This window comes from Microbacterium sp. 16-032 (assembly GCF_041079455.1).
In the GTDB taxonomy this organism is placed as follows: Bacteria; Actinomycetota; Actinomycetes; order Actinomycetales; family Microbacteriaceae; genus Microbacterium; species Microbacterium testaceum_A.
Genome location: NZ_JBFYGQ010000001.1, coordinates 675,694 through 688,182 on the forward strand (window position 1 = coordinate 675,694; position 12,489 = coordinate 688,182).

Annotated in this window: 12 protein-coding genes; 11 read left to right on the forward strand and 1 reads right to left on the reverse strand. The window is 67.0% G+C overall.

All coding sequences use genetic code 11. The features are described 5' to 3' along the window. Positions 1-171 precede the first annotated feature (171 nt). Positions 172-954: a hypothetical protein gene (locus AB6V31_RS03080; RefSeq protein WP_369364126.1), complete on the forward strand. Its 783-nt coding sequence runs from the start codon at positions 172-174 to the stop codon at positions 952-954. A gap of 172 nt (positions 955-1,126) precedes the next feature. Beyond that, entirely contained in the window at positions 1,127-1,285 is a 159-nt protein-coding gene (locus AB6V31_RS03085) for a hypothetical protein (protein WP_369363972.1), read from the forward strand. A gap of 483 nt (positions 1,286-1,768) precedes the next feature. Here AB6V31_RS03085 and AB6V31_RS03090 read toward each other — a convergent pair whose 3' ends face one another. Then, on the reverse strand, positions 1,769-3,634 hold the full coding sequence (locus tag AB6V31_RS03090; protein ID WP_369363973.1) for a DUF11 domain-containing protein: 1,866 nt from the start codon (positions 3,632-3,634) through the stop codon (positions 1,769-1,771). A gap of 1,278 nt (positions 3,635-4,912) precedes the next feature. On the opposite strand from AB6V31_RS03090, the gene AB6V31_RS03095 reads away from it, so the two are divergent. The 9 genes from AB6V31_RS03095 (at position 4,913) to AB6V31_RS03135 (ending at position 12,428) form a co-directional block, all read left to right on the forward strand. Further along, a complete protein-coding gene (locus tag AB6V31_RS03095; RefSeq protein WP_369363975.1) occupies positions 4,913-5,593 on the forward strand; it encodes a hypothetical protein in 681 nt (226 codons plus the stop codon). Between the two features lie 33 nt (positions 5,594-5,626). Beyond that, the gene (locus AB6V31_RS03100) at positions 5,627-5,794 is read left to right on the forward strand and encodes a hypothetical protein (protein ID WP_180993409.1); all 168 of its coding nucleotides are present in this window, start codon (positions 5,627-5,629) and stop codon (positions 5,792-5,794) included. Between the two features lie 70 nt (positions 5,795-5,864). Further along, a complete protein-coding gene (locus AB6V31_RS03105; protein WP_369363977.1) occupies positions 5,865-6,437 on the forward strand; it encodes an exosortase/archaeosortase family protein in 573 nt (190 codons plus the stop codon). Further along, a complete protein-coding gene (locus AB6V31_RS03110) occupies positions 6,437-7,789 on the forward strand; it encodes a glycosyltransferase family 2 protein (RefSeq protein ID WP_103207194.1) in 1,353 nt (450 codons plus the stop codon). Before AB6V31_RS03105 ends, AB6V31_RS03110 begins: the two co-directional genes overlap by 1 nt. Positions 7,790-7,806: 17 nt before the next feature. After that, positions 7,807-8,508 carry a hypothetical protein gene (locus tag AB6V31_RS03115; protein ID WP_369363979.1) on the forward strand — a complete coding sequence of 234 codons (702 nt, stop codon included), beginning with the start codon at positions 7,807-7,809 and terminating at the stop codon, positions 8,506-8,508. 138 nt (positions 8,509-8,646) lie between these two features. Beyond that, a complete protein-coding gene (locus tag AB6V31_RS03120; protein WP_369364125.1) occupies positions 8,647-9,639 on the forward strand; it encodes an Lrp/AsnC family transcriptional regulator in 993 nt (330 codons plus the stop codon). A gap of 125 nt (positions 9,640-9,764) precedes the next feature. Then, positions 9,765-10,934, forward strand: a complete 1,170-nt coding sequence (gene wecB, locus AB6V31_RS03125) for a non-hydrolyzing UDP-N-acetylglucosamine 2-epimerase (RefSeq protein WP_369363981.1) — start codon at positions 9,765-9,767, stop codon at positions 10,932-10,934. A 162-nt stretch (positions 10,935-11,096) separates the two neighbouring features. Next, complete coding sequence (locus tag AB6V31_RS03130) at positions 11,097-11,435, forward strand: ArsR/SmtB family transcription factor (RefSeq protein WP_369363983.1); 339 nt, start codon at positions 11,097-11,099, stop codon at positions 11,433-11,435. 18 nt (positions 11,436-11,453) lie between these two features. Beyond that, positions 11,454-12,428 (forward strand): SRPBCC domain-containing protein, encoded by a 975-nt coding sequence (locus AB6V31_RS03135; RefSeq protein WP_369363985.1) that lies wholly within the window; start codon positions 11,454-11,456, stop codon positions 12,426-12,428. Positions 12,429-12,489: the final 61 nt, after the last annotated feature.

The following is a 12,489-nucleotide window of genomic DNA, read 5'->3' on the forward strand; positions in this document are numbered from 1 at the left end:
GCCATGGCTCAGGATGCCGGTCGTTCTTCCACCGGCACATCTGTGGCGGCCCCTTCATCCCTGTCCCAGACCGCGGAATCTCCCGACTCTGCCCACGGGGCGTCGAGCGTATCTGCCCCCACCCCGTCGCCGATGGATCCGGAACCCACCCCCTCACCTTCGGCGAGAGTCGTGACCCCCGCACCCCGGGCCGGCGACGCTATCGGCCCGCTGACCGCACCGAAAGGCCTGATCGAGCCCACGACCAGCCCCGGGGTGTCGGTGTCATCGACACCCGTGTCGACGACCTTCACTCTCTCGACGATCGCCGCGGGTGGCGCGGGCATCGCCACCGTGGAAGTCGTCAACGAGGGTGAACCCTTCGCTCAGCGAGCGGACACGATACGAGGATCCACCGCCGTGTTCATCGCGCCTGCGGGGGTCACCTTCCGTCCTCAGAGCACCTTGGTCAACGACTACCAGTACGCCGGCAGTTCCCGATCGGTCTCTGCGATCGGTTTCACGGCGTGCGTCACCGAAGACGACGCTCGCGTTCTGCGGTGTGAGGTGGTGGCGGCCAACCCCACTGCTCCGTCAGACGCGACGTGGGTGTGGGGATCGGGGGACACCCGCAGGATCTATCTCCAGGTCGCCGTCGCCAGCGATGCGGCACCAGGCGCCCTGACGGGCTCGGCCCGGCTGGCGTTGATGTCCGACAAGAGCGAAGAGACGGTCTTCGATCGCTCGTGGCACGTCGACGTTTCTCCCCCGACAGATCGCCTCGCACCCGCCATCGGAACCATCGACCCCGTCGGCGATGACATCGCCGTCCAGGGAAGCGCCCCCTCCGGCCGTCTCGTCGTCATCTGGAACGGTCCTCACGCGCTCGGAACGGCGACCGCGGACGACCAGGGCCGCTGGACGATCACGCTGCCGTGGGGCATTTTCGACACGCTCGTCGCGCAATCCACCTAGACGGACACGACTCGAGATGGCGGTGAGAAAGCCGCACGACGAACCCCGTTCCTCTCACGTCATGAAGGTGGCGACGACGTCTCCTCCATGTAGTCGGAAGCGTTCTGGCGATCAGGGACGGAGCGAGATGAGAAGTGAAGCTGCCTCTACACGACAGTTCGATGACGCGCGGGTGCCCGGGTCGGACGAGATCGGTAAGGACCGCCAGGACGCTGAGATGACCTGGGGCGTCACCCACGCTCGCGCGGCGATCGTCGGTTTGTCCCTGGTCATGGGCGGTTTCTGGGGCCCTCTCGTCCTCGTCTACTCCCTCCAGCCTTTCGGGAGGTGAAGACTTATCCGCTTCCGAGCGCCGAGGGTTCGACAAGAGGGCAGCGTCCCGCGCCCTCCCGGTCCTCGTTCATCGAATACGTCGTTCTGTCCCGCGCCCTGAGGCGCAGAAGCAAGGATGTCCCATGCTCCCGTTCACATGCATGCGGGGTTCCGCCGAGCAGCCCCTCCGAGGGCACGCCTGATGTGGCACTCACCCCGCGAAGAGGCTTTCCTTCCCTCTCGAGGGCACGCCATCGTGACAATCACCGTCCTGGACGAGAATGGCTTCACCCATCACTACGCACCGGTGGAACTCCGGCTTGACGTGCTGACTCACGTGATCCCCACGTTCTCCGCACCCGCGGAGGATCACGCCCGGTCGCCCCGCGCGATGAGGTCGAGACGTCTCAGAGATCGCTGGTGATACCCGGAGCCGACGGCGTCGATCGGTGTCGAGGCAGCCACGGTGGCCGGGTCCGGGAGCCACCGTGGCCACGTTTCCTCAGACGCTCTCGAGGTCGCCTCGGCGACGGCGGGCGATGATCAGGGTCAGCCCGAGCGCGGAAAGGGCTGCCGCGGTGATGCCTCCGCCGGCCCAGAGGCGCGAGCCCGTCGTCGCGAGTTCCGGCGGGCTGCCGGCTGCCGCGGATCTGCAGGCCGCATCGTGCGCACTCGTTGCACAGGTGGCTTCAGCCGGGCCGGGGGCGGTCGGGCTGCGTGGGGTTTCGGCCGCCTGCGTGACGGTGAAGGAGTAGGTCACGGTCACGGTTTCTCCGATGTCGAGCGCACCCGACCATGTGAGCTTCCCCTTCTCGACGACGGCCCCCTCAGTGGCGTCGTCGTTGTACGAACCGTGCGCCAGCGCTGAGCTCAGATCGTCGGCGAACGACGCGGGTCGGCCGACCGTGTAGGGCACCCGTCCGGTGTTCTCCACTGTCGTCGTGTACCTCACGACGTCTCCGGGGCGCACGGTGTCGTGATCGCTCGTCGTGGTCACTCGGAACGAGCCGACGGGCGTCGAGCTCGCGCACTCGCCTCCGCAGCTGCCTCCTGATCCCGTCGCGAGGAGCCTCCCCGTGAGCAGGGAGTCGCCGGCGCTCCCGGTCTTCACCGTCACGGTGTACGTGACCGTCGTCGTCTCGCCGGCCGCGAGCGGGCGGATCCAGGTGAGCGTCGAGCCGGCGAAGGTGGCACCGTTCGTCGCGTCGTCGTTGTATGTGGCGTCATCGAGAACTCCGACGAGCTCATCCTCGAACGAGGCAGGCGTGTCGACGGGATAATCCACATTCCCCGTGTTGGTGATCTTCACGGTGTACCTCACCGTCTCGCTCGCCGAGGCGGAATCGACGTCGGCCGACTTCTCGACCGTGTACGAGCGCGCGGCGGCGATGGCCTCGGCCGTGTCGGTGTTGTTGGACGGCACCGGGTCTGCCTGATTATTGGTCACCGTTGCGGTGTGGGAGATCTGGTCTCCGGCAGCAGCCGTGGCCTCTGCGGAGATGCGGAAAGTCGTCGATTGGCCGGCGCTGAGACGACCGCCGGACACGGTGATATCGGAGCGGTCGACCGCGAAACCGACCTCACCCGCCACGGAGGGGTTCGTGAGCGCCGACGGGAGCGTGTCGCTGACGGTCCAGCCGCTGGACACCCCGGGACCGTTGTTCGTGACGGTCATGGCGTACTCGACCCGCGTCCCTGAGACGACCGTCGCCGGCCCGTCAACGGTGAGGGAGAGATCGCTGGGCAAGCCGGGGATCGCGGCACCGTCACTGAAATCCGACCGCGGGCCGTCCACGCTCGAGACCAGAGCGATCGACGGAGTCGCTGAGCCCGGATCCGTGATGCTGACCTGATACACGCGTCCGGTGTCGTTGGCGGAGAAGCCGATGTTGCCGTTACCGAACGTCCACGCTGCTCCGTAGCCCCCCGCGGTCGCCGGCAACACGTCGGTGAACGTGCGGATGCGCCCGTTCGACAGGTTGACGCGGCGTAGTCCGCCGCCCGGGCCGGCGCCCCAGGCGAACCCGTCTCGGATGGTGAAATCCTGGGCGAGGAGAGCCTCGGGGAGTTGGATGCGTCGAACCTCGGCACCCGTAGTGACGTCGATGGCGAGCAGGGTGCGGTTATTGACCGCGACGGTTCCGGAGTCAGCGACGTAATAGAGGCCGTCGTCCGGGTTGAAAGCGCCCGAAGACCAACGGTTTCCTCCGCCCGTGTGGGCGTACACCCTGTTTCCGACCCGTTCTATGACGCCCTCTCGGCCGATACGGATGAGTGATCCGAACGGGAGCGAGGTCGTGTCTCGTTGATCGACCATGGCGTACAGGTAGTTGTCCGCGGGGTTGAAGCCGAGCGCGCTGTGCCGCACGGGCTCCTCCGGGCCTTCTGTCGCAAAGGCGTAGCTCCCGTTCCCACTCGTCTCTGCCTTGTACAGCTGTGTGGGCGTTCCCTGCGCGATGAAGACCGCCGGCGCAGCCGGATCGAAGGCGTCTCCCGCCGATGCCTGTGCGGGGGCCGCGGTCGCTACGCCGACTCCTGCTATGGCGACAACAGCAATAGAGACGGAGAGTACTGAGGCAAGGCTCCTCCGGGGTGGTCCCTGACGTACGCGCGGACGGTCATGCCAGTGATTCATTTCATTCTCCACGTCGGTAACGGGGGAGATGGTCTCCCCCTCCGAACGGGCGAGACCATCTCCCCCGTGGTTATGACGCAGGACGGCGAAGATCACGAGATACCGGATCGATCCCGGCCCCGGTGACATCACGTGCGCCGCGCGCAGACGCATCTGCGGGGAGTGTCGCAGACGAGGAGAGCGTCGGAGGACGAGGCGCCGAGCGGGAGAGGGGTGGGGATGGGAACGCGGCGCGTCCCCATCCCCACCGCGCCGGACAGGTGGCGAGTGGGATCGACCACCCCGATCCGCGCGTACGGAGGGAGAAACCTGCACGGAGTCGACGTGCAAGCTGGGGGATCCCCCTCCCTCAGGGGAGATCACATCTCGACGGTCATGACGGGATCCGCGGGAGAACGGATCGCGATCATCTGCGGTGGTCCCTCACGTCCTCCGTGAAAAGCCGCCGCCGCGTCCCGAGTGATGACGCTGCGGGTACACGGCAACACGCCCCGCACAGCGATTCCTGGTGTTTCTCGGGCTGCTGTGCGTCATAACAGTCGCCGCGGGGCCTCCCCCAGAGTGGGGAGAGGATCGACCTCCGCGGCAACCGGGGCTTCTCCTTATCAGTGCGGGACGAGCGGTTTCACTGCTTTTCGCTCGTTCGGCGCCGTGGGGGTGGGTCATTCATCCGTAAGGGGAGGGAATGATTCACCTCCACGCTCTCGCGGCCAGAACCTCTGGGCCGGATCACCGGGGTGAACGACGTTCGGGTATGCAGATGCTCTCTCCGCGTTTCACCGCGCGAGAGCAGATCCACCGGGAGCGTGCAGGGGAGCGAGAAAGCGTGCCTCGCAGGCAGGAAGGTTTCCGTGGGTGGGATGTCTCCGCGAGAACTTGTCATTTCTCGCGTCATACATGTCTGCGTGGCCGCTCCCTCCTCATAAGCACCTGCGCAGGTCGGTCCTTTGATTCCCTGCGCAGCACGTGATTTACGAGCACGTCGTGCTCGGCGACACAGGAGGAATAACCATGAGTGGCATCACACGAGTAGGCAAGATCGGCGCGGTGGCAGCGCTCGTCATGGCGGCCGTCGCAGGCAGTGCGATGGGGGCGTCGGCCGCGACGACGCTGGGACCGGCATCCCCGAATCAGGTCTTGAGCCCCGGGCAGACCGGGACGCTCATGACCGGCGCGGTCAGTTCCAGCACCAATGCGGGCACGAACGACGGGGCGAAGATCGACTTCTTCGCACCTCAGGGAACGACGTTCCCGTCGGCCAACGTCACGTTCATCAAGCGCAACAACGGTGAGCAGGTGTCCACCGGGAGCGCCCTTAATTGCACCCTCGTCTCGTCGACCCAGATCACCTGCGATTGGACGAGCGGGCGTCTCATCAACCCGCCGCAGACCGTGACGGGGTTCCTTCCCGATCAGTACTACGTTCTGCCGGTTCAGGTGAGCTCGACGGCGGCGTTCAACACGCGGTTCGACGGCCGTATGGTCGTCACCCGCACGGGCACGGACGCTCCCACCGACCGCTCGGTCACGTCGGGTGAGTCGACCTTCGGGTTCTCGACCCCTGCTCAGGCCGACAGCCCCGTGATCGATCCGGCCGTGGGTGGCATCGCGGCGGCCGGGATGCTCGGTCTCGGAACCCTCGGGTTCACCGCGACGCGTCGCAAGCGCGCCGCCTCTTCCGCCCGCGCCTGATGACCGTGCGGAACGAGCCGATGGAGAGCGTCGATGTATAGCCCCGGCGCCGGTGCACAGCCCGTGCTCATCGCGGGCGGAACGCTCGCCGCCACCGGGGGTGTGTCGCCCACGGCGGCACTCGTGGTCGCTGCGGTCGCGCTGTTCGTCGGAGCCCTCCTTCGGATCCGTACGCACCGTCTTCGCCGCATCAACCAGTAGACCCCGCGGGGCCCGGGTCCGTTCACATATGGACTCGGGCCTCGCAACGGTGAAAGAAAGGCAGGACCGGATGTCGTCCGATCGACAGGTGCGTCGCCGGCGCAGGTCCCCCGAGACGATGCGGCCGCAAGGGGCGCAGCGCATTCTCGCGTGGGGGGCGATCCTCGCCGCGGTGGCGAGCATCATCTTCATCGAGCAGATCGCCGTGGGCGAGGCGCTGACGACCGCGTTCTGGCTGAATCCGCTTCTTCCCGGCGGCGTGATCGCGTTGCGGGACAACTTCGTCGTCCAGGTCGAGGGCGTTCCCATCGCCTTCCACGTGACGGCAGGCTGCTCGGCCGCGGTGCTGCTGGCGCCGGCGTTTCTCTTCTACGGGATCACCCTTCTCCTTCGCCGCATCGCGTTCGTCCGTGCCCTCGCGGCTGCGGTCGTCATGATCGCCGTCATCTTCGTCACCAACCAATTGCGCCTCGGAATGATCGGCTGGGCCAGCCAGACGTGGGGCATGGATCTCGGATACCAGGTCTCGCACCGCTACGTCGGATCCGCGCTGGCCATCGTCGGTTTCTGCGCCGGCATCGCCCTGCTGTTCCTCCTCACGAGTGCCCACCGGCGCCCACTTCGACGGACCATCGCCGCCTGATGCTCTCGCTGTTCTCCTCCATCTCGCTCGTCCTGACGGTCTCTTTCCTGACGTACGTCGCCTTCATCGTCGTGCCGTTCATCCGGCAGAGATCCGAGGTCGCGGGTGACCCCGACCGGTTCAGCTGGCACATCTTCGTGCCGTGCCGCGACGAAGAGGCAGTGATCGCAACGACCATCCGTCGTCAGCGCGAGCGATTTCCCCACGCCCACCTCTGGGTCGTCGACGACGACAGCGACGATGAGACCGCATCGATCGTCCTCGATCATGCGGCGACCGACGACCATGTGCACCTGGTACGGCGATTCCGCCCGGACGCGCGTACCGGGAAAGGCGACGCTCTCAACAGCGCCTATGCCGCCCTCAACGACTGGATCACCCCCGGTGCGGACCGGGAGCGTGTGATCGTGTGCGTCGTGGATGCCGACGGGGAGATGGCATCCACCGCCCTCACCGCGGTCGCGTCGGACTCCTGTTTCGGCAACCCTCGAGTGGGCGCCGCGCAGATCACCGTGTGGATGAAGAACCGAGACGACCCCCGGCCGTACCCGCACAAGGGGCGCGCCGCGAATGCTCTGGCCAGATACCTCATCCGGATGCAGGACATCGAATTCCGTACGATCATCCCCGCGATGCAGTCGCTGCGCACACGCACCGGCACCGTCGGACTCGGCGGAAACGGGCAGTTCACGCGCCTGTCCGTCCTGGATGCCATCGCTGAGCAGTTCGGGCGACCCTGGCACGGCGCGTTGCTCGAAGACTACGAGCTCGGCCTGCACGTGCTCTTCGCCGGATATGAGAACCGGCACGTGCACTCGACATACGTGGCGCAAGAAGCCTTGCCGAGCTTGCGCCGACTCATCGTGCAGCGTTCGCGTTGGTCCCAAGGGAACATCCAGTGCGTCAAATACCTGGCCGAGATCATCCGCTCGCCTCACTTCGACTCCGGTGGAGTTCTGGAGAGCATCTACTATCTCTTCCTGCCGTTCATCCAACTGCTCGGTGTCGTCGTCTTCGGAGCACTCTGGGGCCTTCTCGTCACGTCGTTCGTCACGACGCCGGCCAGTTTCACGGTCGACTGGACGTTCCTCGGCCTGTCTATCGCCCTCTGGTTCGTCTTCGGCCTGTCGCCGTTCTTCATCTGGGCCGTGCTCTACAAGCTCCGCTGCGAGCCTGACTCGAGCTGGCCCGTGACGCTCGCGCGCGGCTTCGGGCTCTGGGTCTTCGTGCTGTACATCTTCGTCTCGACCGCGCGCGCCTTCTGGCGGGTCGTGCGAGGCAAGAACGGGTGGGCCAAGACCCGCCGCAACGCTGAGCTTCACGTCGTCGGACCGACGGCGAAAGACCACTGACCGAAACGGAGCCCCCGGTGACGATGTCCGACGCTGACACCACCCCGCCCGCAACCACATCGCGTGCGACCACACCCTCTCGAAACCACCGGAGCGGTCGAACGCTGCTCCGGCCGCGTCTCACGGTCGCCCTCCTCCATCTGCTCACGCTCGTCATCGATGTGACGATCGTCGGAGCCGGTGCCGCATTGCTCTGGCAATTCGCCGGAACGACGGTCGTCGACGGTCCGTTCTGGCTGCGGGTGTGCGTATTCCTTCTGCTGACCGCGCTCTTCGGAGTGCGATCCATCAGCCAACGTGCACTTCGCGATCGATTGAGCGACCGCTACCTCGCGCGCTTCCGCGCGGCGAGCGTGCAGTGGGTCACCCACACCGCGCTTCTCGTCGCCGGAGCGCTGATCTGGGCGCAGACGCACAACTACTTCATCGGCTGGGTGGTGTGCTTCGCGGCATCCGTCATGGCTGTCGGCTACTTCTGGATGCTGGTGTCGTGCCTGGCCGTCGAACAGACGTTGTCGATGATCGTCCAGCGCTTGATGGGGATGCTCGTCGGCGTCGTGGGATTGATCGTGACCGCTCCCGTTCACGCCTGGGCGAACGGGATCATCGAATCGATCGTGGTTCTGATCACCGGGGCGGTCCTCCTGGCGGCGATCACCCTCTTCTGGGGGACGGCCCTCGCTGAGGACACGGCGATCGAGAGGGAGGGCACGTCCTGACTCCCGTGATTCGGGGTGCCCGCCTGCACCTGACCCCGACGCGCGTCTCGAGGGGATGAGGCCCCGGGGCGTGTCGCCCCTGATGGACAGCCCCCACAGGACCCCCCGTTGAACCGCCCACCGATGCCGGAACCGATCATGCCCGACGAGATCGACCTCGCGATCTTCCACGCCCTTGAGATCTCTCCCCGAGCCTCATGGACCAGGGTGGGAGCCGCTGTGGGTATCGATCCTGCCACTGCTGCCCGGCGGTGGGAGGCGATGCGGGAGTCCGGCCGGGCCTATGTGACTTCCTATCCCCTGCTGACCCGGGAAACGAATGCCGCGTTCATTTCCGTGCGATGCGGCGCCGACCGTGTGCGTTCCGTGGCCACGGCGATCGCGGAAGACGCGCACGCGGTGTACGTGGACATCGTCAGCGGCGGGAGCGACATCCTTGTCCTCGCGGGCGCGGCGTCCTCCGCTGCGTTGGCGGCCTTCGTCCTGGACCGGCTCCCCGCCATCGCGGGGGTCGACGCGGTGGTCTCGCAACCGGTCGTCGCCGTCCACGTCGAGAGCGGCTTCGCCGCCCCCGGTGTGCTTCCGCGAGGTGCTCGAGAGCTTCTGAAGGGAGATCGCCGCGGAACCCTCAGGCCCTCGGTCGGACGCGTCGATGACCTCGATTGGCTCATCTGCCTCGAACTCTCCCGTGACGGCCGCGCCTCCGTCGCTGACATCGCGCGTGCGACAGGTGCCTCATCGTCCACGGTCGCGCGGCGATTGGGCAGGCTCGTCACCGAGGGCGCTCTCCGCGTGCGGGCGAAACTCGTGCCCTCGGCGAGACCTCGCAGTCCCGTCGTCTGGCTGGGCATGCGCGTTCCGCCCGCCGCCGTCTCTGAGACGGTCCGTGACATCGCTCGACTCACGGGTGTGAACAACGTGAGCCTGGTGGCCGGCGCGCACAACCTCCTGACGAAAGTCACCCTCCCGCATCTGGCGGCACTGGAGGCCTTCGAAGCCAAGATCCACCAGTCGAACCCGGACATCCTGGTCGCCAGCCGAAGGGTGGTCTTGGAGCAGGTGCGGCACCTCTCGCGGATCTTCGACGCTCGCGGAGATGTCGCCAAGATCGTGTCGATCGATCATCGGTAGTCGCACGTCGATCCGCGTCATGGCGGCGCTTCTTCAGGCTCCACTCTTCAGCGCCCCTTCCAGGCGCGTCATGACGAATCGGACGGAGACATGAGGATGATCAGGATCGAAACGGGAGTCGAGCAGTGAGCCTCGCGAGCAGAGTCGCGGTCGTCTACGGCACGCGCCCCGAGATCATCAAGCTGGCGCCCGTCATCACAGAGCTGGGCGACGACGCCCTCGTCATCGATTCCGGCCAGCACTACGACCACGAACTCTCCGGCCAATACCGCGAGGTGTTCGGCATCGGAGAACCCGACATCCGCGTGGACGGGGTCGGGGGGAAGTCGCGGGGAGAACAGATCTCCCGCATGCTGGGCGAGCTCACCGCGGTCTTCGAGGAGCGGCGGCCGGGGGCGGTCCTTGTCCAAGGAGACACGAACACCGTCTCGGCCGCGGCACAAGCGGCGAACTATCTCGGGATCCCCATCGGTCACGTCGAGGCCGGGCTCCGGTCCTACGACCGTGCGATGCCCGAGGAGATCAACCGACTCCTGGCCGGTGCCCTCTCCGACGTGCACTTCGCTCCCACGCGGCGCAGCGCGGTGAACCTCATCAACGAGGGTGTCGACAGGGAACGCGTCATGGTGACCGGGAACACCATCGTGGAAGCCACGCATCGGGCCGCTCGTCGTAGCGCCGCCCCGGTGGCTTCCTGGTTCCCGCGCGGGATCCTCCCGCCGGCCTTCGCCATCGCGACGATCCACCGCCCAGAGAACACGGACTCCGCTCCGGCGCTCGCCCGCGTCCTTCGTGGCCTGCACGGTCTCTCGATGCCGGTGCTGTTCTTCGTCCACCCCCGCACACGCGCTGCGATCGAGCGGTTCGGGCTCGAGCGTGAGACGAACGGTCTCATCCTGCACCCATCCCCTGCGTCGACGGACTTCCTGCACGTGCTCTCGGCCGCGGCCGTCGCGGTGTCCGACTCGGGCGGTGTGCAGGAGGAGGCGACGGTCTTGAAGGTGCCGGTCGCCGTCGTCCGCAACAGCACTGAGCGACCCGAGGCGGTTGAGGCGGGGTGGGCGACATTGATTCGCCCGGGAGTCGACATCGCCGCAGCCGTGGAGCACTTCCTGCGCTCCGAGCGGCCGGATCCCTCGCTCCCCACTCCATACGGAGACGGACAGGCCAGCGTCCGCATCGCGGCGGTGGCGAGAATGCTTGCGTCCGGACGCGCACCAGCGGAGGCGATCACGCTGGCGGCCCGGCACTCGTCGACACCCGGTACTTCGGTCGAGCTGGACGCCACACCCTGACCAGCGCCGGCATCCATTCGATATCGCCTCCGCGATGAACCGGGCGGGCCTGCGTCGCGGAAGGCGTCTTCCCGCTCACGCGAGACGCTCAGCGCGTCCTCACCCCCGGACGAGGAGCGCCGCTCTTGCCACCCCACCCCCGAACCGCTAACGTACAACCAAATGGTTGAACAAAAGAGCGACGCCGACATCGACCGGGTGTTCCACGCCCTCGCCGATGCCACGCGGCGCGACATCGTGCGGCGCACGCTCGTCTCCGAGCAATCGGTGTCGGACCTCGCCGCGGGATACGCGATGTCGTTCGCGGCGGTGTCGAAGCACATCGCCGTGCTCGCCGAGGCACGGCTGATCACCAAGCGTGCGGAGGGGAGGGTGCGACTCGTGCGTGCCGACCCCGCTGCCCTGGCCCGGGCGCAAGAGCTGCTGAGGTCGTACGAAGACCTCTGGCGCGGCCGTATCGACCGGCTCGACGCGATGCTCGCCGAACCCACCGAGAACTGAACCGACGAAGGAGCCGTCATGCCCGTCACATCCGTCGAGAGCGACGCCGAAGCGCTCACTATGACCCTGGTCGCCGACTTCCCCGTGGGCGCCGAACGGTTATGGACGGTCTTCACCGACCCGCGGCAGCTCGAACGCTTCTGGGGTCCCCCCGGATGGCCGGCGACGTTCGCATCGTTCGCCTTCGAGGTCAGCGGTCGCGCCCGATACTCGATGACCAGCGCGAGCGGCGAGATCGCACGCGGGAGCTGGGAGTTCCTCGGCATCGACGCTCCGCGCGGCTTCGAGGTCGTCGACTCGTTCGTCGACGAGGACGGCGAGGCGATCCCCGGCATGCCCGCGATGCGCATGACCTTCGCGTTCGACGAGACCGAGGGCGGCTCGCGGCTGACGAACGTGACGTACTTCGACTCCCTCGAGGGTCTCGAAACGGTGCTCGCCATGGGCGCCGTCGAGGGGTCGACCCTCGCCATCAACCAGCTCGACGCGGTGCTGCAGGGGCTACGGGAGTTCGCGCAGGGCAAGGGCACGCAGCTCGAGATCCTCGACAACCAGCACGTGCGCATCACGCGGCTCATCGACGGGCCGCGCGAGCTCGTCTGGCGGGCCCACGTCGACCCCGAGCTGATGCGGCAGTGGATGCTCGGGCCCGACGGATGGCGCATGACCCACCGCGAGGTCGACCGGCGCGAGGGCGGCGCGTACCGCATCGCGTGGGAGCCCGAACCCGGCACCGAGGGGGAGCCCTTCGGATTCGACGGTGAGATCGTGCTGCTCGACGAGCCGCGCCGCATGGTGCAGACCGAGCACATGACCGGCACCGACTACCCCTCGACGATCAACGACCTGTCCCTCTACGAAGAAGACGGGGCGACGCTGGTCACCCTGCTGATCGAGTATCCGGATGCCGAGACCCGCGACGCCGTGCTCGCCACGGGGATGGTCGAGGGGATGGAGCAGAGCTTCCGGCGGATGGAGCGGGTCCTCAGGTGAGGGGGCGGCTGGCGCGCGCGGAGCGGGGGGCCCACTCGTGGTCGGAGCGTCGCTCTGGGTT

Coding starts and splice junctions, on each gene's coding strand:
- AB6V31_RS03095 (WP_369363975.1), top strand. CDS start 4,913: ATGAGTGGCATCACACGAGTAGGCAAGATCGGCGCGGTGGCAGCGCTC.
- AB6V31_RS03100 (WP_180993409.1), top strand. CDS start 5,627: ATGTATAGCCCCGGCGCCGGTGCACAGCCCGTGCTCATCGCGGGCGGA.
- AB6V31_RS03105 (WP_369363977.1), top strand. CDS start 5,865: ATGTCGTCCGATCGACAGGTGCGTCGCCGGCGCAGGTCCCCCGAGACG.
- AB6V31_RS03110 (WP_103207194.1), top strand. CDS start 6,437: ATGCTCTCGCTGTTCTCCTCCATCTCGCTCGTCCTGACGGTCTCTTTC.
- AB6V31_RS03120 (WP_369364125.1), top strand. CDS start 8,647: ATGCCCGACGAGATCGACCTCGCGATCTTCCACGCCCTTGAGATCTCT.
- AB6V31_RS03130 (WP_369363983.1), top strand. CDS start 11,097: ATGGTTGAACAAAAGAGCGACGCCGACATCGACCGGGTGTTCCACGCC.
- AB6V31_RS03135 (WP_369363985.1), top strand. CDS start 11,454: ATGCCCGTCACATCCGTCGAGAGCGACGCCGAAGCGCTCACTATGACC.